Raw genomic sequence first — 21,369 nt, forward strand, 5'->3', positions numbered from 1 at the left:
TTATCGGCTCCAGGAAACCTTTGGCAGAATTTGCGACTCGTCCACTCGTTGCTTATATTTAATCGCAAAGTTCAGCAAGGAGTCGAGGAGAGAATCGGAGAGATAATGGGGTTGTAGACCTAAATTCAACAGATTGGTGTTCTTGGCATTGAAGTAATGCTCTTCTTTCTCAATCCGGGGGTTATCCAGGTGTTTCACTTCCACCTTTAAGCCCATCGCACTACCAGCTTTTTCCACCATCAGCGCCAGATCTCCAACGCTAAATTGTTCTGTGAACTGGTTGAACACCCGGAACTCACCGGGGTTGGCTGGATTCGCGATCGCCAATTCAATACACCGCACCGTATCCCGGATATCCAGGAAGCCGCGAGTTTGACCACCCTTACCGTAGACCGTGAGGGGATGTCCGACCGCTGCTTGAATACAGAAGCGGTTCAAGGCTGTACCGAATACTCCGTCATAATCCAGACGGTTAATTAGCAGTTCGTCCATGCCGGTTTCATCGGTGAGAACGCCGTACACTACACCTTGATTCAAATCCGTTGCCCGTAGTCCCCAGATCCGGCAGGCAAAATGAATATTGTGGGAATCATGCACTTTACTCAGGTGGTACATGCTACCGGGCTGTTTCGGATAGGGCAGAGTATCCTTACGCCCGTTATGCTCGATCGTGATGTAGCCTTCTTCAATGTCAATATTGGGTGTACCATATTCACCCATCGTCCCCAGTTTGACCAGATGACAGTCCGGGAAGCTCTCCTTCATGATGTAGAGCAGGTTCAGCGTCCCTACAACATTGTTGACCTGGGTCAGTACGGCGTGCTCCCGATCGATCATCGAGAAGGGAGCCGATCGCTGTTCGCCAAAGTGAACGATCGCCTCCGGCTCAAACTGATGCAGCGCTTTGCTGAGAAAGTCGTAGTTGGTAATGTCGCCAATGAAGAGATCAATAGTTTTACCAGTCAGATCATGCCAGCGTTGCAACCGTTTCTGGATTGGCGCGATCGGGGTTAAGGTGTCTACACATAACTCCGCATCCCAGTGCCGACGCACCAGGCTGTCCAGAATCCCAACTTCGTAACCTTTATTTGACAGATAGAGTGCAGTTGCCCAACCGCAATAGCCGTCACCACCAATAACTAGGACTTTCATCTTGCCAAATCATGCTTGCTTGCAGATACTCGCCCAATCTATCAGGTTTGTGTACCCTCTGAACCAAGAATTTATCTCCAACATTCCCAACGAAGCACCGTAGAATCGAGATGCTGATTCATCGTGATCCTGTTCATGACCTATTGCCTCGGCATCGTAACGACCCACGGTTTAGTGATGGCGGCTGACTCACGTACAAATGCTGGAGTCGATTATATTTCCACCCATCAAAAGCTATTCGATTTCTCGCAACCCGGGGAACGGGTAATCTTAATTTCTACGGCTGGAAACCTCTCGGTAACTCAGGGAACCTTAACCTTACTGCGGCGAGATTTGATCGCGAAGACCGAGCCGAATCTGCATACCCTGCCGACGTTATATGAAATTGCCCGTTATATTGGCGCGAAAGCTCGCGAGATTCAAGAACAGGATCGTCCCTGGTTAGAGAAAGACAATATTGATTTTCAATGCAGTTTTTTGTTGGGGGGGCAGTTACCTGGAGAAGAACCAATGCTGTATATGATTTACAGCCAGGGCAATTGTATTCAGGCATCCAAAGATACGCCCTTTTTACAAATTGGTGAAGCGAAATATGGCAAACCCATTCTCGATCGCATTCTCACCTTTGATACCCCCTTAGAAGCGGCGGCTAAATGTGCCTTGTTGTCGATCGATTCCACGATGAAATCAAATATTTCAGTGGGACCGCCAATTAACCTGATGATGTATGAGAAAGATAGCTTCAAAGTTCGCTATGAATTAAAGCTTAAGCTCGGTGCGCCTTATCTTGCTAAAATTCGCCGAATGTGGGAAATCTCGCTGAATGAAGCGTTTGAGCGCATGCCCAACGTAGACTGGGATAATTATCTGAATGCTTCTGAGGAATCGGGGTTTACTGATTAATGGCACGAGGTAATTCGATCGTTATTCCCAGGCTTCTAACTCATTCACCCAATATTGGACTAGAGCGATCGTCTGGCTCCGGCGGGCTTCAAAGGTAGCGGCAACCCAGATTAAGAGTAATCCCAAAACAATTCCCAATGCCCATAGCAGCAGAGAATAGTTATTCATAAATAACCAGAGTTGGCGCAGCACTTTAACTAGAAACGTCAGTGTCCCGATATACAGAAAGGCTCGCACCCGCAGGATTAATCCCACGACCACCAGACCAATACTAAGCAGAATTGTGAGAAAACCCTGCCAAAGGGCGAAATCAGATTGGTAAAGGGCGGTCAGGCAAAACATTCCCGTTGCCAGACACCGTAACAGATGGCGTTGTTCTTTTGCTGATGGCGATCGCAACGCTGGATCGACCTGAGCCACATAGAGCAATGACAACGTTAACAATGTCATATACCAGAGCGGATCAGTCAGCGATCGCTCCAGAAAGAACCGGACAAATGCCCAATCTGCCAACAGAATACTCAAGTAACTCAGACGAACCTGTGATTCAGCTTTCGCAATCCCGGCATAGAATCCCGCCGTAATAAGCAGACTGGGAATCCCAATTCCACCTGACGTAATTCCCGCTATTATCCCTGGTAATACGATGGCGGATTGCTGCCAGGGACGCACCGACCAGCCCCACGATCGCCAGGGCAAGTGATACAGCAGTAGGCTAAATCCACTGGCGATCGCCGCTGCCCATAGTAATAGGAGTTGGGTTGGCAGCGATTGATGTAGCAGGTAGGCGATCGTCCAGATCACCTCCAGCACTCCAGCGTAGATCCACGGCTCCCGGTGCCGTCCCTGCCAGATGGCGTAGCTTGCCAAGACTGCCATCACTCCAGTCCAAACGGGAATACTACTGTCACTCACCCCCATCAGTGGGGCGAACAAGGCAAATACACTTCCGGCTCCCCAATGCAGATCGGCGATCGCTGAACCCTCCGATCGAGTTAACCGTAAGTAAGGGAATAGCCAACGACTGCACACCTGATACCCGATAGCGATCGCCACGGCTAAGGCGGCTAGCAAGGTTGATCCATCTCCTGCCCGTCCCCCAGTTGCCTGCATTAATTGATAGATCAGCAGTTCATAGGCTCCGGTGGTGAAGATGGCTAGAGCCAATAGCGTCAGGGGTTTAAATGCAGGTTGCCGCCGACCCACCCCGATCGTGGTCAGGGCTGCCGCCAGGGTATACCATCCCGTCGTTGCTGTGAAAGGTTGATGGGTGAGCAGGATACTCAGTCCGGCATAAACCAGCGGAATGCCATGCCAACTCCTGTAGGGAGTCACCCGCTCCTCGGACGATTCTCGGGTCGGTAAGCGGAAACGATACCAATCACCAGCCAGTTGAGTGGCTAACCCCAAAGCCGCATTCGCGATCGCCAGATGTTCCAGCGATCGGCTGGTCAGGGCAATTCCCCCGGCGACCAATAATTCTGTGCCCCAAGCCAATCCCATAAACCCCAATTCTGTCGGGTGTTGCCAGAGGCGAAATAGAACAGCCGCCGTCGTCAGCAGAATCGATCGCAGCAGATGCGGAAATCCATCCTGCCAGGTGACAAAGGTCAGCACTGTGCCAAAGGTGAGAATCAACAGATTTACCGTCGCCAGCAAACCTGCCCAGGCATCAACCGCAATGGCATAAAGCTGAGGCAGTTCAGCCGTCTGGCGCATTGCCCAAGCCCGGAATAACCACAGTGACCACAGCACGATCGCCAGCCAGGTTGCTACATCCAGCGCCGGACGGAAATATTGCCATGCGATCGTGCTAGCAAATGCCAACCCGACAGTCACGGTTAAGACCACGACTAACCAGTGGCGCAGCCGTTGAGCATTCACCGTCATCAACCCAGTTCCTACTCCCAGGCTAATCAGCAGCGGATCAATCTCGGTATAGGTGAGAAACTGTGCCATCAGGATTGCCGTTACTGCTAAGCCATTGGCTAATCTAGGTTGAGCGAATCGTGGGAAATAACTTAAGCCAGTCAGAAGCAATGGAACGATTAACCAGAACAGACCCCAAATCGCATTAACTCCGAGCTTGACCTGATTGCCAGAGGAATAAATTGGGTTGAGGGCATTAACGAAGAGTGGGTAGCTAATCCCCGCTAGACCTAACCCCAAGTACCAGCTACTTTGCTGCCAGAACATACTCCGGGTCAGGACACATAAGCCCCACTCCAGCCCCACTCCAGCTAATAGCACCAACGCCCAAGCCGAACTACCTAATGCGGGATAGAGCCAGTCAATCCAGGCAAGAATCGTTAGCAAGCCGGTGACATGGGTTAAGTAGACTAATCCCCGCTCTCCCGGTTGCCGCTTCAGCAAGACTCCAGTCAGAGTAACGGTAGACAGCAATAGATACAGCGATCGCACCCACGGACTGAGGATGCCAAACAGCCCTAGCACCATACCGAACAAAAGCGCCAGTTGTTCTGTGGTGTCGGCTAACTGATTACGATCTCGTTGCCGCAACCAAAAGCTCGCTACCACCATCAACACGATGTAGGGAAACAGCCGCAGCCCAATCAACTGCCAGGGCGGCAACGATTCTCCTGCCACCTGACTGACCAGAGCCACGAGTTGCGATCGCCCGGAGAGCGGAATTAATAGCCACAACAGAAAGAATGCTTGAAAACCGACGAGCCAGAATGCCAGCAAATCTTCAAGCTGCCAACGGCGTTGGAGGCGATCGCCCAATAGCCACAACCCCAGACCACTGACTGCGATCGCTTGCCAGGGAGGATCGGCAGTAATCGCTACGAGCCAACCGATCGCCAGCAATCCGACTCCAGCCTGTGTCCACCCTAAGCGAGGGCGTTGCCGACTCAACCAGCACAGCAACCAACCGGAAATTCCCAGCGCCAGACCCAGTTGGTTAATCGGTACGCCTGCCCGAAAGATGGCTCGTCCAATCAGCAGCAAACTGGCAAAGGCGATCGCCAGGATGCCGACATCTACTCGATCTTGAGATTCCCGATCGGAGGATTGCTGCCAATGGAATAGGAACGCTGCCGTACCAATACTGCCAATGTAGGTAGCGATTAAGGGAAACCCAGGCATTGCCCAACCCCACTGCAACCAGTTCAAGCCCCAGTAGTTCAGCAGATTACTCCGAGGACTGAATTGCAAGATGCCAAAGGCGATCGCGGATAGCATCAGTCCTGCGATAGCCGCGACGACGATCCCGACCGGACTTTGCCAGAGCTGAAAGCCATCCATCATCCAGAAGTTGACCGGAATGATCAGCAGCGTGGTGATCTGTAACATGCGGCTGGTGACATGCAAATTTTCCTGCCGTCCTGTCCAGCTACTGGCTACCCAAAAGACGATCGTGTAAGCCAATAAAATGCCGTACTGCCCGATCGCGGAGAAGTTCTGCCATTGGGTTGCCGCCAACACACCCGACGACACCACCACCATAAATACGCCCAGAAACAGCAGCCAGATCACGCTGATCTCTGCCATCAAGGAACTCAAAAGTTGCGGGACTAGCTGAGGGGATGGTCGGGGGGTGACAGAGCGTGGCGATCGCGGTTGTCGGGAGGTTGTGGTGGGGGGCAGAAAGTCACCGGAAGTTGCGGTCGGGATGGGAGAGGGAGGGAGCACCTCCGTAGTCGGCTCAGGGGGAACTACAGGCTGCATAACCGCCTCAGGCAAGGGGCAGATCAAGTGAGATCGGGCAATTCGTCGTACCTCAATGTCAGAAATTAACCCTAATTGCAGCCACAGATCCAAGCCTTGTAATAGCTCCGGTCGATGGGCTGAAACGGTGATTTCAATTCGTAATCGATTTGGTTGAGCCGCCATAGTCAACTCCCAGCACACGCTACACCATCATGGCGGATACCTGAGAATTTCATGCCATGGTTGCAACACTTTGTTGACTGGGCGATCGGACATCACTTCAGACAGTTGACTTTCCCCGAAACTTTTTGTAATTCAAACCTTAGGAATGAGAATGAAATAATTTGAATAACTTTAAGCTTTTACCTGTACGGGCGCGGCATTCGGCAAACGTTTCTGGGACGATCGCAAAGACTTTTTACCGAATGCCACGTCCCTACACCAGGAATTACACTTTAATAAATTCTTGTTCCTTAGCTCTTGCAGAACGGCAGCTATTTATGACGCGATCGCATCGTTACCAGGAACTAATTCGAGCCAATCTCACCGGTTACTTGTTTATGTTGCCGACGATTTTGGTGTTAGGCACGTTTGTTGTCCTACCCATTCTTTATGCCGTGTTTCTCTCCCTGCAAAAAGTGCAATTGTTAGGGGGAATTGACTATGAATTTGTCGGATTTCGCAATTTCTCGCGGCTCTGGCAGGACGAACGGGTTTGGATCGCGCTGAGAAATACCGTGGAATATGTGGCGATTGTGGTTCCATCTCAAACCCTGTTAGCGCTATTACTGGCAACAACTTTAAATGCCGGAATTACAGGCAAAAACTGGTGGCGAATTATTTACTTTTTACCGACCATTACTTCGTCCGCCGTTCTGACTTTAATCTTTATGTGGATTTATAACACCAATGGACTTTTGAATCATGGATTAGCCGCGATCTGTCTACCCACCTATAACTGGCTCGGTGATCCTGCCGTTGCCCTCAAGGGCATTATGTTGATGAATATTTGGTCAACCGCCCCATTTTTTATGGTGATTTACTTGGCGGCTCTCCAAGATATTCCCCAATCCTTATATGAAGCGGCAACGATTGATGGAGCCGATCGTTGGGAACAATTTGTATTCATTACTCTACCATTACTGAAACCAGTCACATTTTTTGTGGTAGCGATGGGGATTATTGGTACGTTTCAATTATTTGATCAATCCTACATTTTCTCGAATGGCTCCGGTGGACCCAATAATGCCACTCTCACACTAGTGCTATTAATTTATCAATATGTATTTCGCGATTTACAAATGGGCTATGCAGCCGCGATCGCCTTTCTTTTAGCTGCCGTCATTATTACGATCACCCTAATTCAACAACGACTATTTGCAAGTTCCGATCGTTGAGTAAAATAATTTTTCATCTCAACCAAATTAACAATGAAAGTTAAACTGAACTGGTTAAAAGGCTTACTTTATATTGGATTGATTGTCTATGCTGGGATTACCTTAATCCCCTTTCTCTGGGCATTATCTGCCTCCTTTAAATCGCTGGCTGAAATTTCCAGTGGAGCAATTAATCTGATCCCTAAGCAATTCACATTGGACAATTACCGCCAAATCTTTTTAGAAGAGCCCCTATTCCCCCGGTGGCTGTTTAATAGCTTAGTTGTTGCTACAAGTGTCACAATCCTCAATTTGATTTGTAATTCTTTAGCTGGCTATGCCTTAACTCGACTGCAATTTCGGGGTCAACGATTTTGGTTTTTCTTAGTGTTAGCCGTGTTAGCGGTTCCAGCCCAGGTTACCCTGATTCCGACTTTTTTAATTCTCAAAACTCTGGGTTGGCTGAATTCCTATCAAGGCATGATTGTTCCTTCAATGGTGAATGCCACCTTCATTTTTATGATGCGCCAATTTTTTGTCAATTTTCCCGCTGAATTGGAAGAAGCTGCCGCCTTAGATGGCTTAAATCGCTTAGAGACTTTCTGGCATATTGTTCTGCCACTTGCCAAACCTGCCTTAGCTGCCCAAACAATTCTAATCTTTATGGGCAGTTGGAATAATTTTTTATTACCTGTCGTGATTTTATTCGACCCAGAAATGTTCACCTTGCCGTTAGGACTGAATACCTTTAAGGGGCAATATATTAGCTATTGGAATATCATCATGGCGGCCTCTATGGTATTTACCCTGCCAGTATTAGGACTTTATATCTTTTTTAATCGCTACTTTATTCAGGGAGTGACCTTTACGGGTGGCAAAAGTTAATCGCGATTTTGCTCCCGCCAGTGTAGCCGTCTCAAAAAACGGTTTAAAGTTCTTCTGCCTGACATAAGAAAAGACTGGGCAATTGAACTATCTGTCAACTCCCAGTCATCATCACTCAGCCCAATACAGGAAACTTTTAATTCAATCTATCCTTAATGATGCGCGATCGCTCCCAACAATCGAATCATCATCAATGGCTACTCGTCGTCAGGGACTCAGTGGCTTTTATCTCAGCCACACTACCCTTACCTTGAATTGTTAATACCGAACAGGGCGCATGATGTAAGACATAGTTACTCACACTGCCTAATAACATTTCACTCAACCCAGAGTGTCCCCGCCGTCCTAACACAATCAAATCAGCGCCCCAGGTATTCGCGATCGCGCAAATGGTTCGACCCGGAACCCCATGATTTTGGGTGTACTCAACTGCGATCCCAGCCGCCGTGGCTCGTTCGGCTAGGGACTGGAGCCATTGCCGACTTTCGCGTTCATGGGTTTCCCACTGGCGAGCGTAAGTTTTAATCGCTTCTTCATAAATACCGGGATAAACGCCATCCGGTCTGGGGTAAATCATTGGTGGTGCTTCCCCTTCCATTGGCGACATCACATGCAACAACATCAGCCGAGCCTGATGAGTCTGGGCTAGAGCGAGCGATCGCTCAAACACCTGCTGACCCATATCTGACCTGTCAAGGGCGACCAGAATTTTTTGGAATGGTGAAAACATGGTCAGACTCCTTAATGAAAAAGGGCACAGGATACCAAACGTGCTTCTTGCAGAAGGGCGGTGGTTGTGAGACAGCCATCAAGCCTTCGGATCAAGAAGTTGGAGGCAGCAGAGGTACGCTAGAGAGAGAACACGAACTAATCACAACCTGTATCCTGTACCCACATTCCTCTACTGCCGAAACCTGAAGCTAGAACTTCTCAGCTTCCGCAATTTCCAGAATCGTCTTCAGTACCGAGTCAGGATTGAGGCTGATGGAATGAATGCCTTGCTCAACCAGGAAGCGGGCGAATTCGGGATAATCGCTGGGAGCTTGACCGCAAATGCCAATCTTGCGACCTTTTTCCTTGGCGGTACGGATGACATCGCCGACCAACCGTTTAACGGCTGTATTGCGTTCGTCAAACAGGTGAGCCACCAGAGCGGAATCGCGATCGAGTCCTAGTGTTAACTGAGTCAGGTCATTCGAGCCGATCGAGAAGCCATCAAACACTTCCGCAAATTCATCGGCTAACACGACGTTGCTGGGAATTTCGCACATCACATAGACTTGCAACCCATTCACACCGCGCTTCAGACCGTTGCGTTCCATTTCCGCCAGTACCCGGCGACCTTCGTTGGGAGTGCGACAGAACGGGATCATTAAAATGACGTTGGTTAAGCCCATGTCATCCCGTACCCGCTTCATGGCTTTGCATTCCAGGGCATAGCCTTCGCGATATTTCTCGTCATAGTAGCGAGACGCACCACGCCAGCCGATCATCGGGTTTTCTTCATGGGGTTCAAATTCGCGTCCACCGAGCAGGTTGGCGTATTCGTTACTCTTGAAGTCCGACATCCGCACGATCACAGGCTTGGGATAGAAGGCAGCGGCGATCGCGCCCACTCCTTGCGCCAACTTATCGACAAAGAATTCGGGTTTGTCGTCGTACTGCTTGGTGATATCGGCGATCTTGTACTTGGCTAACTCATCCTTCAGTTCTTTGTAGTGGATCAGGGCTAAGGGGTGCGCTTGAATCTGGTTGGCAATGATGAACTCTAACCGCGCCAAGCCGACACCATCATTGGGAATGGCACAGAGACTAAAGGCTTCATCCGGATTACCCACATTCATCAAAATCTGGGTGCGCGTCCGAGGCAGGTTATCCAGAGCCACTTCCTTAACTTCAAACGGCAGTAGACCTTCATAGACCTTGCCATCTTCCCCTTCACAGCAGGAGATCGTGATTTCCTGCCCGGTTTGGAGTTTTTCGGTGGCATCCCCACAACCAACGATCGCCGGAATCCCCAACTCACGGGCAATAATCGCCGCGTGGCAGGTGCGTCCACCCTGGTTGGTGACGATCGCGCTGGCTTTCTTCATGATCGGTTCCCAATCGGGGTCGGTGCGGTTGGTGACCAGGACTTCTCCCGGTTTGAATTCGTCAATCCGATGGACATCCATGATCACGCGAGCCGTACCCTGTCCGACCATTTCACCCACCGCCCGACCGAGGACTAACACTTTGCCTTTTTCGGTCATGCTATAGGACTTAAGGATATTGCCCGATTTCTGGGATTGCACCGTTTCGGGACGGGCTTGGACGATAAACAGTTGTTCGGTCAGCCCATCCTTCGCCCACTCAATATCCATCGGGCTGTAACTACCACGAATTTGGGTGTAGTGGTCTTCAATAATGCACGCCCACTTCGCCAGTTGGATCACTTCATCGTCAGTGATGGAGTATTTGTCGCGTTCACTGTCAGGAACTGGCACGTTCTTGGTCAGTTTCGAGCCACCCACGTCATAGATCATTTTGATCTCTTTGGTGCCGACCCGCTTCTTGACGATCGGCTTATAGCCCTGCTTCAAGGTGGGTTTGAATACAAAGAATTCGTCGGGATTAACCGCACCTTGCACCACATTTTCCCCTAACCCATAGGCAGAGGTAATAAAGGCGGCATCTTTGAAGCCCGTCTCGGTATCGATCGAGAACATAACTCCCGAAGCGGCTAAGTCAGACCGCACCATCTTTTGCACACCCACGGAGAGGGCAACTTCAAAGTGATCGAAGCCTTTAATGGTGCGATAGGAAATGGCGCGATCGGTGAAGATGGAGGCAAAGCACTTGTGGCAGGACTCTAACACCCCTTGCAGCCCGTGGACGTTCAAATAGGTTTCCTGTTGTCCAGCAAAACTAGCGTCTGGCAAGTCTTCGGCGGTGGCACTGGAACGAACCGCTACGTCGGTGTCAGCCCCATATTGTTGACATAATTCCGTATAACCCGCCGCGATCGCATCCTGTAAATCTTGGGGAAATGGCGTTTGCATCATCAACAAGCGGGCTTGTTTCCCCACCTGCCGCAAACTATTCATATCTTCAATATCAAGATCGGCAAACAGCAGACGCAGTTTTTCTTCTAAACCCGCCGTTTCAATGAAATAACGATAGGCGTAAGCTGTGGTCGCAAACCCGTTGGGAACATTGACACCTTTGCTGGTTAGTTGTTGAATCATTTCACCCAGCGAGGCATTCTTACCACCCACTAAGGGAATGTCGCTTAAACCAACCTGTTCAAATTTGAGTACAAAAGCGGTTTCTCTATTTGCTTGCGGGTCTACGTTGGAATCAATCGTAGTATTCAGCATGTGCCTAGTCCTCTTAAAACGTTGGCTGAACATGGATGCTCAACCGTTCTGCTTGAAACTCAGTTGGTAGACCTGGTCTGAAGCGGGAGGTGAAACTGGCTCTAATAGCTTCGGCGGTTGGTCTGATGGTGTTCTGAGTCCCACATCCCTAGTTGTAGGGAAAGAATTTGAGGAACTTGTGAGGACAAATGTAGCGGCTCGGGAGATGTAATCTTTAGAAATATAACGGTTTGTTTAATGTGGGAGATTCGGCCTTACACTTCGCTGCCTAGCTCCCCAATACCCTACGGTGTACACACAAGTGATCTGCAACCTCAAGCTCCTGCATTTCGCCCCCCTAGCCCCCCCATTCTGGGGGAATTAGAACGTTCAAAGTCCCCCAGAATATAGCCTGCGGCCTCGTAGAAAGAGGGCTTATAGCCCTACGGGTATACTAGAGAAGGGGGCGAGATGACTCAAACACAAACTCACCAACTTGTGTACATACCCTAGTGCTTAAGCTGGAGGTTGGGGGATTTTGCTGGTAGCTAACTCAACGTTTGATGGTTACTATCGCGTAACTTGAAGGCGTTTATCGCTGTTTAACAACGTAATGAAATCTTTGGAATTTAATGGACGGCTAAACAAATAGCCTTGCATGGCATTGCAACCATTTTGACGGAGAAATTCATATTGTTCTTGGGTTTCTACTCCCTCAGCAATCACCTTTAATTGCAAGCTTTGAGCCATCGCAATAATCGCTTTGGCGATCGCCGCATCATTGGCATCGGTCGTAATATCTTGAACAAAGGATTGATCAATTTTTAAGACATCGATCGGAAATCGCTTGAGATAATTGAGGGAAGAATAGCCTGTGCCAAAATCATCGATCGAGATTTGAATGCCCATTTGCTTCAGCTCTTGCAGGATCGAAATCGTGGTGTCTACATCTTCCATCACCGAAGTTTCAGTTAATTCGATCACTAGCAATGCTGGGTCTAATTGGGTTTCTTGGAGCACTTGAGTCACCATACCCAATAAGTTGGCTTGCTTAAACTGCCGAGCGGATAGATTAACCGACACGCGAATCGGCATTTGACTGGCATTGCGCCAAACCTGTGCCTGGGAACAAGCGGTGCGTAACACCCATTCTCCGATCGGCACAATTAAGCCCGTCTCCTCAGCCACCGGAATAAACTTTGCGGGTGAAACGCTGCCTAATTCGGGATGATTCCAACGCAGTAAGGCTTCCGCCCCAATAATTCGTCCAGTCACTAAGTTGACCTGGGGTTGATAGTGCAGTTCCAATTCTTGATTAATCTGCGCCGATCGCAACTGACTCTCAATCATCCGCCGCTCTGAAATCAGCAGATCCATTTGCACATCGTAAAAGGCAAATTGGCTCCCCCCCAGGGTTTTGGCTTGCCGCATCGCCGTATCGGCGCGACTGAGTAACGTATCCGGCGTATTGCCATCCTGAGGAAACAGCGCAATGCCTAAACTGCTATGAATTTGCACATATTGGTCAAATAGTTCATAGGGTTCTGCCAGAATCGTCAAAAGTTGCTTGGCAAATTCAACGATCGCCGTCCGATTGCTGACATTGGTTAACAGCAGCCCAAATTCGTCTCCACTTAAACGGGCAATTTGTCCTTCGGTGGGAAACAAATGGCTCAACCGTTCCGCCACCGTTTGTAACAGTTGATCGCCACCGGAGTACCCCAAACTTAAGTTGATCGCTTTGAAGCGATTTAAATTCAAATACATTACGGCAATCAGGTGCTGCGATCGGCCGGCTTCCATCAGCAACTCTTGCAGGCGATGATGCAACAGAATGCGATTTGGCAGGTTAGTGAGGGGATCACGATAGGCCAACTGATTCAGACTGCGGGCAGCCCGCTTCATCTCATCAATATAAGGTTGGGTAATGGAAGCTTGTTTATCTAACCGAGCCGCGATCGCCCCTAACAATTCCGCCCGCGTAAAGGGTTTGGTCAGATAATCATCTGCCCCTAGTTCCATGCCCTGACGTAGCGCCGCGCGATCGGCTTTAGCACTGAGAAAAATGAAGGGAATTCGGGCGGTGGTGGGATGTTGCCGTAAGGCTTCTAACACTTCGTAGCCATCGCATTCCGGCATCATGATATCGCAGATAATTAAATCAGGCTCATGTTGCTGTGCCATCGCGATCCCCGATCGCCCCTCTGAACTACTGATTGTTATGAAGCCTTCAGCTTGCAGTAGTTTGAGAATTAAACTCTGAACTGTCGAATCGTCTTCAATGACGAGAATTCGAGTCATTCCTATGGCACTCCACCTGATTTAGCAGTTGCTCCGATCCTTACTATGCCCATCCACTGGGGAGGGCTAACACCGATCGATTACTGTAACAGCGATATAGCAACGAAGTAAACTCAAAGTAATCTTTGCTGCTAAAGGAATTCTGCTACCCTAAGGCGATCGCTGAATTGGATCTGGTGATGGGTACGGATGAAGTTAACCCGTATCCCAGCTTACTTCTATCAACCAAAATCTTGAGTTTTATGAAGTGGACGAAACTCTCTGAAACCGAGAAAACCGTTTAATGCCCAAGGTTGAGTTATTTAGCTTAAGAAATCCTTTAGTAACTCGTTGCATCGCTCTGAGTCAGCAGCGCATACAATAGCTACCAAATCTACTGTGAGTCGGGGGTTGGCAAAGGTTGCCAGCCTAGAGTTTGTTGTTTATCTGCTCTGAAATGGTTTACAGATCGAAGTAAATCAGGTAATTATCTATCTTGCTGACGATAAAACCTAGTTTTAGCGTTGGTATGCTGGAAAGCTCATTGAATGGTTCCGCTACTCTATTCGTGTTTTGTTGCTGGTGCAATTTTTGTTAGCCAGCATTGCCCAGGTCGTTACTCCCAGGTTATGCATTATGAACCCTGAAGTGAAAGAAACTGAATTCTCTGCAAGTACAGACGTCAATGGGGATGATCCAACGATGCTACCTGCTTCCACTAGCGATGCTAGCCAACAATGGCGGCAGGTGGGCGAAAAAGTCTATTCCTTCCTGTCTGGTCTGCCTGAATATCTCTCTGAATTTTTTGGGGAGTACAAGCGACCCATTATTACATTGGGGCTGATTTTTGGTGGCATCGTCGGTGTCAAGCTAGTGCTAGCTGTTCTCGATGCCCTGAATGATATTCCGCTATTGGCTCCAACCTTTGAATTGGTTGGCTTTGGCTACACTGCCTGGTTTGTGTATCGCTACTTGCTGCGGGCATCTAACCGTCAGGAGTTAGTTCAGGATATCGAAACCCTGAAGGATCAAGTTGTGGGTAGCATTAACTCCACGACAAAGAGCTAGATCTTCCTAGCCTTGATTTTGCTCAGAGGCGCGATCCGTCGCGCCTTTGTTGTTGATTGTCAGGAAGAAATTCATCCCTGCGATCGTGCATTTGTGATCCCCGCGCTAAACTAGCAGGGGAATTCCGGCTCAATGCTCCAACGGATTCCTGTGAGCGTTGAGCCTTTGGTGTTTCGTTGTTGATTGTCTCAGGTGCAATATGCCCAACCGTCTTGCGGCTGCTAAAAGTCTCTATTTGCGTAAACATGCCGATAACCCGATCGCCTGGTGGGATTGGTCTGAAGAGGCTTTGGCGACCGCCCAACAAGACAATAAACCGATCTTTTTGTCGGTAGGCTATTCCAGTTGCCACTGGTGTACGGTGATGGAGGGGGAAGCGTTCTCTGATCCGACGATCGCTGAGTATATGAATGCCAATTTCCTGCCGATCAAGGTCGATCGAGAAGAACGACCTGACCTGGATAGCATTTATATGCAAGCTCTGCAAATGATGGTTGGGCAAGGGGGATGGCCACTGAATATTTTTCTCACCCCTGGGGACTTAGTGCCGTTCTATGGAGGCACTTACTTTCCGGTAGAACCGCGCTATGGACGACCGGGCTTCCTTCAGGTATTGCAAGCCGTGCGGCGGTATTACGATACTGAAACCGATAAGTTGCAAGCGATCAAAACCGAAATTTTGAATAACTTGCAAGGAACCGCTACCCTCCAACCCGCGATCGCGATCGGTCAAGATGTGTTGCGGCAGGGCTTGGAATACAACACGGGGGTGGTGTCGGGCAGTTCACCGGGCCCCAGTTTTCCGATGATGCCCTATGCCGATGTGGCACTGCGCACCCTGCGATTTCGCTTCGACTGTCGCTATGATGCCAGAGCCACCAGTAGTCAGCGGGGCTTAGATCTGGCTCTGGGGGGGATTTTTGATCAGGTGGGGGGCGGCTTCCATCGTTACACCGTCGATTCCACCTGGACGGTGCCCCACTTTGAAAAAATGTTGTATGACAATGGGCAGATCACCGAGTATCTAGCGAATTTGTGGGCAGCAGGGATGCAAGAACCGGCCTTTGCCCGAGCGATCGATCTGACGGTAGCCTGGTTAAACCGGGAGATGACAGCGACCGCGGGTTACTTTTATGCGGCTCAGGATGCGGATAGTTTTCTCACGCCAGAGTCAGACGAACCCGAAGAAGGGGCGTTTTATGTCTGGAGTTATGGGGAGTTACAACAGCGATTATCTGAACAGGAATTAGCCGAACTGTCTCGCTACTTTACCGTTTCCGCCCAGGGCAACTTTGAAGGCAAGAATGTCCTCCAGCGCCGGACTTCTGAAGCGATCGAGAGCCATGCCGTACACACTAGCCTGACCAAGTTGTTTGAGATCCGCTACGGGCGGGCATCCCTTGACCATTTCCCTCCTGCCCGCAATAGTCAGGAGGCGAAAACTGGCACCTGGGCAGGGCGCATTCCACCCGTCACCGATACCAAAATGATCGTTGCCTGGAATAGTTTGATGATCTCTGGCTTGGCGCGGGCAGCCAGTGCATTCCAGCGATCGGATTACCTGCAACTCGCCACTCGGGTAACCCAATTCATTCTCGATCGGCAATGGGTGAATCACCGCCTGCATCGGTTGAATTATGACGGTCAAGCAAGTGTACTGGCGCAATCAGAGGACTATGCTCTGTTGATTAAGGCATTACTGGATTTGCATCAGGCGAGTTTGGGCATTGCCAGTGATGCCGAGGAGGCTGGAGCAACTGCCCCATTCTGGCTCAAGCAAGCGCTGCGAGTCCAGGAAGAGTTTGACGAGTTTCTCTGGAGTCTGGAGTTAGGTGGTTACTACAATACCGATGCCAGTCATGACCTGCTAGTGCGGGAACGGAGTTATATTGACAATGCCACTCCGGCGGCGAATGGTGTGGCGGCGGCAAATTTAGTCCGTCTGGCGCTGTTAACCGCTGATCTGAGTTATTTAGATAAAGCGGAACAAACATTACGAGCGTTTGCAACGGTGATGGAGCGATCGCCCCAAGCCTGTCCCAGTTTGTTCTCGGCTCTGGATTGGTTCCAGCACCATACCTTGATCCAAACGACCCCAGCGACGATCGCGGCTTTAGCGACTCAATACTTACCCACGGCAGTCTACCAACCAGCGATCGAGTTGCCGGAAGGGGTAACTGGTCTTGTGTGTCAGGGATTAAGTTGTCAGGAGCCTGCTCGTAGCCTGGAGCAATTGCTGACCCAGGTACAGGAGAGTCAGATCAGGGGATAAGTTCGGGGCATCCTGTAGATCGTGCTCATTTCTTAATAATCCTCTTCGGTGCTATCTGTTTGCTTGGGGCTTGGAACGGCGCTAGGGGGCAGACCACCGAGGGTAACGAGTTCTTCCATGATGGTTTTGACGATTGGAGCCGCCACCGTTCCCCCGTAAACGTTATCGCCCTGGGGTTCATCAATCACTGCCACAATCACATAACGCGGCTCGTCGATCGGCAGAACACCCACAAAACTGGTGATAAAGGCATGTTCTGAATACCCTCCTCCTGCCGTGGCTTTTTGGGCAGTTCCGGTTTTACCCCCGACCCGATAGCCATCCAGTTGAGCTGCTTTCCCGGTTCCATCATCAATCACTCGCTCCATCATCGGCAACAGGGCTTGAGATGTTTTGGCAGAGAAAACCTGTTTAACCTGTAATTTCGGTTTCCAATACAGTCGCCCTTTACTGTCGTATAAGCCCTGCACCACGTGAGGGGTCATCAGTTTGCCCCCATTACAAATGGCACTGGTCAGTTGGGCGAGTTGTACTGGAGTCAACGAAAAGCCTTGACCAAAGGAGACGGTAGCGGGAATGATGCGGGAGGCGACAAACGATTGTTGATCGGCGAATTGTCCTGCCGTTTCTGAGGGGAGATCGATGCCCGTGAGTTCACCAATGCCAATGTTTTTCAGTCCTTTGTAAAACACTTCAGGTTTCATGGTTTCGGCAATAAATACCATCCCCACGTTATTGGAGAGAGCAACAATGTCTCCGATCGACATACTGCCACCACCCGCACCGCCCACAATCGGCCACCCTTCGACTGAAATTTCTCCGGGAACGCCAAATACAGTGTCTGGAGTAATCGTTCCGGCTTCCAGTGCCACAGCAACATTAATCGGCTTAAAGGTAGACCCTGGTTCATATAGGTCCGAGATTGCCCAGTTTTTCAGCCGTTCGATCGGTGCGGTGTAGTACTTGTTGGGATCAAAGGTCGGAGCATTCACCAACGCCAACAGCGATCCATCTCGCACATCCATGACAATGACAGTGCCGCGCTTGGCATTAAACGCCTGTACCTGTTGTTTCAAAGCACGTTCCACAATGCGCTGTAGTCGGCTATCGATCGTCAATTGCAAATGTAAGTCGTCAACACTGAGAAAGCCACCGGGTACAAGATCGGGCATGATGGAGCCATCCCCCATCCGGCGTAGCTGCATCGCTTTCTCGGTGCGATCGAGCAAAGGCTGTTGGCTCAGTTCAACTCCCGACTGCCCCCGATGTTCATCATTCACATAGCCAATGATATCGGCTGCCAACTCTTGATGGGGATAGAGCCGCTCCTGGTGTTGGATCATTTCCAGCCCATCCAGGCGTAAATCAGCAATTCGGTCTGCCACATCTTCCGTGATGGCATATTCCAACCGAATGCCAGTTTCCCGCTGCTCAAATTGTTTGACGAGTTCGGCTACAGGCCGTCCCAGGATCGGAGCAACCTTTTCTGCGATCGCGGTATTCGATTCTTTAAATAATGCAGGGTGGGCAAATAGATTGTATACAGGACGATCCAGTGCCAGCACCGTTCCGATCCGATCGACAATCGATCGCCGGGGGATAAACGGTCGTACTTGCACCACCTGCTGTTGTTGGGCGATCGTCCGCAGTACTGGCGCTTTCAGCACCTGCAAATGAAACAGGTTAATGGTTAATAGCCCGGTACTGACCATCAGCATACCCCAGACTAATACTGCCCGAAAGCGGGGAGTTTCTGCCCAGGGTGGTGCTTTCACTTGGTTAAGGCGAGCCAGCCAGCGACGAAACTGCCGCGATCGAGCCGTGTAGGAGGAGCCACCCATACGCATTCTCCTTAATATCCCAATGGGCTATGGGTTGCCGTTGCGTCTGCCTTAGGCGCACTGGGTGTTACGGGTGATTTGGCTGGACGGGCGGGAGCAGGTTCTAAAAAGATCGCCATGTCCTTGGTGCGACGAACTAATCCAGACCCGGGACGTTCGGCTTGCTGGACAATCTGTTCTTTCATCACATCACTTGCCGCCACCATCTGCCGCTCGTTACGCTCCAAAGTCTTTAACTGGCGATATTCCTTACTCCAAAGTTGCTGCATGTAGACGGTGCTGCCATACACAATCAGGGCTGCTGTCACCAGGACGAAAGCAACAGCTACGGAACCGCGTTGAATTTGAATTAATAACCGGACTGAGGTGGGTAATTGTTGATGGGCTGGCAACCGGCGCACTCGCGATGGGGCGGCAGGGGGGCTGCTGTGCGTTAGGAATCGTTTGGGCTGGGCAGTGGGTGAACCGATCGCGGGACGATTTCGCGGAGTGCGTCTTCCAGGGGGGCGAGTGGCTGGCTCTGCCTGAGAACGCTGCCGACTCGATGCTTGGCGACTCAGCCCTGGTGGCTGGCGAGGCGCACTGACGGGTTGGGAGGATTGCTCCAGTAGCCCAGGCCGCCGACGTGGCGATAATGGTCGCGATCGAGCCGGAGGTTTAAATGCCATTGCCATCCGCTTCACTTCACTCCTACTTACACAAACCAGGGATATAGGCAGAAGATTGGTTAGGGATCGATGGGATCAAGCTAAACCAACCCTTTGCAGAGATGCGAGTTGCTTCAATGCCCTTACTATGGCGAGATTGCCCACGATAAGGAATTCATCGGCTAAGGATAGCAGGAATTCTTCCCATTGGCACATTGATTTTTGTAATGTGATTACCGAAGAGTTGTACAACCGCCACCCTGGGCAGCCACATCCTGATCCTTTAACTCCCTAGCTTATTTGCTGGTTAGGTAAGCGTCTGGCTGCTGAATGACTGGCTTACTGAATGAGCTGCTTGAGCTTTACCCAGAGATTCCGCAAGTGCCAAAATTGACGCGTTTGCATGGTTGCAATCTGGTTATTAAGTACAGCTAGGGTTGTTTGACATTCTTCCATCTGAGCTTTGAAAGCAGCCGCCTGGTCATTCGCCTGTTTTAGCTCCTGCTGAATAGCGGTCAGTTGGGTACGAGATTGCTCCAAATCCGCTTGGGCTTGATGTCGTTCAGTGTTGAGTTGGGTACGGGATTGTTCCAAATCAGTCTGAGTTTGATGCAGTTGCTGCTTTAACTGCCAGAACTCTCGATCAACAGCAATCAGCAAATTCTGTACCATATCGGAAGGGATTGGGGCAGAGGGGGACGTGTCACTGCTTGAGATATGCCGTAAATCGAACCAATTAAAGTCCTGATTGTGAAAGTCAAGATTTAAAACTGTTTCGAACTCTATAGGCGACAAGGACGCTTGGAGTTTCTTTAGATCTTTCCATTCCATCCAAGGCGCACCTCCATCCGTCTTATCTCCCCAATGCTCAAACGGCATCCGACCTTCACGTTCCCAGCGCACTTCTGGATAGCCTAATTCAATCCAACGACCTCCTGGTTTGAGATGCTTAACTAACGCTTGAACTTCTTCGCGGGTCACATCCTGGGGAGCATTGATCAGCGACCCCATACACCAGATCACGTCGTAGTCTGTATCTAGCGTTTCCAAGGACTCTAGCGATTCCAGATAGTGAAATTTTATATTACTAATCCCCAACGCCTGCGTTAAGCGACGTAAAACGGCTAGGTTAGATTCAACAATGTCCACGAAGGTAACATGGGCACCGTTTTGGGCGAATGTGATGCCATCAACACTAAAACCGCTGCCCACCTCAAGGACTTTCTTATCAGCCATAAAATCCCTGTAGAGGGCATGATACCAACCACGGACATCAAACCTGATACCGGTTGTATCATTCACCTTGGTTGACTTCCAGAGCGCAATGAGTTCATCTTCTGGCATGGTTAACAGGTCGGTTGTGTCTAATCGAGCCACCGACACAGGAACTTCCTTCCACTTCTGTCTCAGAACTTCCACATACGAATTAAATCTATTGCCAGTCATTGCTAATTGATGTCCCTCTCAAGGTAGTTCGCATACAGAACCTATACTAAGCTACCTTTACGTCCTAACTCGGGCTCAGCTTGAATTATTTCTGGCTGTCTTGACCTGCTCACATTGCGTACTACTATCTAAACACTAGACCTTGAATCGTTAACCCGGATTATGGCAGCAGAATCACCAGAATCAAAAGAACAACAACATCCCCTCTGGAGTAGCGATCGCGCGATCGTTAACTCGCTGCTGAATGCTGACCCTACGGATTACAATCTGGCGGAATTGGCGCGCTTACGGATTCGGTATCATGGTTTTCCAGGTGCTAGAGACATCCAATCGGATTTAGATAACGTTCTGAAACAATGGCAGTTAACGGAAGCGGCATTGTTTGAAAAAACCCGGCAAATTCATGCGATCGCCCAAGTTTATAAAGGGCGGGGTAGTCAGCGAGATGATTGGAGCTAACAGGTGATGACTGGAAGCTCCTCAATAGAA

Annotated in this window: 14 protein-coding genes; 6 read left to right on the plus strand and 8 right to left on the minus strand. The window is 50.0% G+C overall.

Annotated elements, in window-relative coordinates; translation table 11 throughout:
* Positions 1-1,152 (minus strand): NAD-dependent epimerase/dehydratase family protein, encoded by a 1,152-nt coding sequence (locus tag ACN4EK_RS19545; protein ID WP_431659870.1) that lies wholly within the window; start codon positions 1,150-1,152, stop codon positions 1-3.
* Between the two features lie 135 nt (positions 1,153-1,287).
* Between ACN4EK_RS19545 and ACN4EK_RS19550 the strand changes: the two genes are divergently transcribed.
* Complete coding sequence (locus ACN4EK_RS19550) at positions 1,288-2,055, plus strand: peptidase (RefSeq protein WP_431659871.1); 768 nt, start codon at positions 1,288-1,290, stop codon at positions 2,053-2,055.
* Positions 2,056-2,076: 21 nt separating this feature from the next.
* Here ACN4EK_RS19550 and ACN4EK_RS19555 read toward each other — a convergent pair whose 3' ends face one another.
* The gene (locus ACN4EK_RS19555) at positions 2,077-5,910 is read right to left on the minus strand and encodes a hypothetical protein (RefSeq protein WP_431659872.1); all 3,834 of its coding nucleotides are present in this window, start codon (positions 5,908-5,910) and stop codon (positions 2,077-2,079) included.
* Between the two features lie 317 nt (positions 5,911-6,227).
* Here ACN4EK_RS19555 and ACN4EK_RS19560 point away from each other — a divergent pair, with 317 nt between their 5' ends.
* Both ACN4EK_RS19560 and ACN4EK_RS19565 read left to right on the plus strand, forming a co-directional pair.
* Positions 6,228-7,124, plus strand: a complete 897-nt coding sequence (locus tag ACN4EK_RS19560; protein ID WP_431659873.1) for a carbohydrate ABC transporter permease — start codon at positions 6,228-6,230, stop codon at positions 7,122-7,124.
* Positions 7,125-7,157: 33 nt separating this feature from the next.
* Positions 7,158-7,988, plus strand: a complete 831-nt coding sequence (locus tag ACN4EK_RS19565; protein WP_431659874.1) for a carbohydrate ABC transporter permease — start codon at positions 7,158-7,160, stop codon at positions 7,986-7,988.
* 190 nt (positions 7,989-8,178) lie between these two features.
* Here the strand turns inward: ACN4EK_RS19565 and ACN4EK_RS19570 are convergent, their stop codons facing one another.
* From ACN4EK_RS19570 to ACN4EK_RS19580, 3 genes are all read right to left on the minus strand, one after another.
* Positions 8,179-8,718: a universal stress protein gene (locus tag ACN4EK_RS19570; protein WP_431659875.1), complete on the minus strand. Its 540-nt coding sequence runs from the start codon at positions 8,716-8,718 to the stop codon at positions 8,179-8,181.
* A 190-nt stretch (positions 8,719-8,908) separates the two neighbouring features.
* Positions 8,909-11,347, minus strand: a complete 2,439-nt coding sequence (ppsA, locus tag ACN4EK_RS19575; RefSeq protein WP_431659876.1) for a phosphoenolpyruvate synthase — start codon at positions 11,345-11,347, stop codon at positions 8,909-8,911.
* A 549-nt stretch (positions 11,348-11,896) separates the two neighbouring features.
* On the minus strand, positions 11,897-13,627 hold the full coding sequence (locus ACN4EK_RS19580) for a putative bifunctional diguanylate cyclase/phosphodiesterase (RefSeq protein WP_431659877.1): 1,731 nt from the start codon (positions 13,625-13,627) through the stop codon (positions 11,897-11,899).
* Between the two features lie 615 nt (positions 13,628-14,242).
* Here ACN4EK_RS19580 and ACN4EK_RS19585 point away from each other — a divergent pair.
* Together ACN4EK_RS19585 and ACN4EK_RS19590 are read left to right on the plus strand one after the other, a co-directional pair.
* The gene (locus ACN4EK_RS19585) at positions 14,243-14,674 is read left to right on the plus strand and encodes a CAAD domain-containing protein (protein WP_431659878.1); all 432 of its coding nucleotides are present in this window, start codon (positions 14,243-14,245) and stop codon (positions 14,672-14,674) included.
* 199 nt (positions 14,675-14,873) lie between these two features.
* On the plus strand, positions 14,874-16,946 hold the full coding sequence (locus tag ACN4EK_RS19590; RefSeq protein WP_431659879.1) for a thioredoxin domain-containing protein: 2,073 nt from the start codon (positions 14,874-14,876) through the stop codon (positions 16,944-16,946).
* A gap of 32 nt (positions 16,947-16,978) precedes the next feature.
* Here ACN4EK_RS19590 and ACN4EK_RS19595 read toward each other — a convergent pair whose 3' ends face one another.
* The 3 genes from ACN4EK_RS19595 to ACN4EK_RS19605 form a co-directional block, all read right to left on the minus strand.
* Entirely contained in the window at positions 16,979-18,787 is a 1,809-nt protein-coding gene (locus ACN4EK_RS19595; RefSeq protein WP_431659880.1) for a peptidoglycan D,D-transpeptidase FtsI family protein, read from the minus strand.
* 11 nt (positions 18,788-18,798) lie between these two features.
* Complete coding sequence (locus tag ACN4EK_RS19600; protein WP_431659881.1) at positions 18,799-19,455, minus strand: hypothetical protein; 657 nt, start codon at positions 19,453-19,455, stop codon at positions 18,799-18,801.
* A 318-nt stretch (positions 19,456-19,773) separates the two neighbouring features.
* The gene (locus ACN4EK_RS19605) at positions 19,774-20,880 is read right to left on the minus strand and encodes a methyltransferase domain-containing protein (RefSeq protein ID WP_431659882.1); all 1,107 of its coding nucleotides are present in this window, start codon (positions 20,878-20,880) and stop codon (positions 19,774-19,776) included.
* 162 nt (positions 20,881-21,042) lie between these two features.
* Here ACN4EK_RS19605 and ACN4EK_RS19610 point away from each other — a divergent pair, with 162 nt between their 5' ends.
* Positions 21,043-21,339: a DUF3288 family protein gene (locus ACN4EK_RS19610; RefSeq protein ID WP_431659883.1), complete on the plus strand. Its 297-nt coding sequence runs from the start codon at positions 21,043-21,045 to the stop codon at positions 21,337-21,339.
* The last annotated feature ends 30 nt before the right edge of the window (positions 21,340-21,369 follow it).

This window comes from Pantanalinema rosaneae CENA516, from assembly GCF_050753385.1.
Taxonomy (GTDB): domain Bacteria; phylum Cyanobacteriota; class Cyanobacteriia; order Leptolyngbyales; family Leptolyngbyaceae; genus Pantanalinema; species Pantanalinema rosaneae.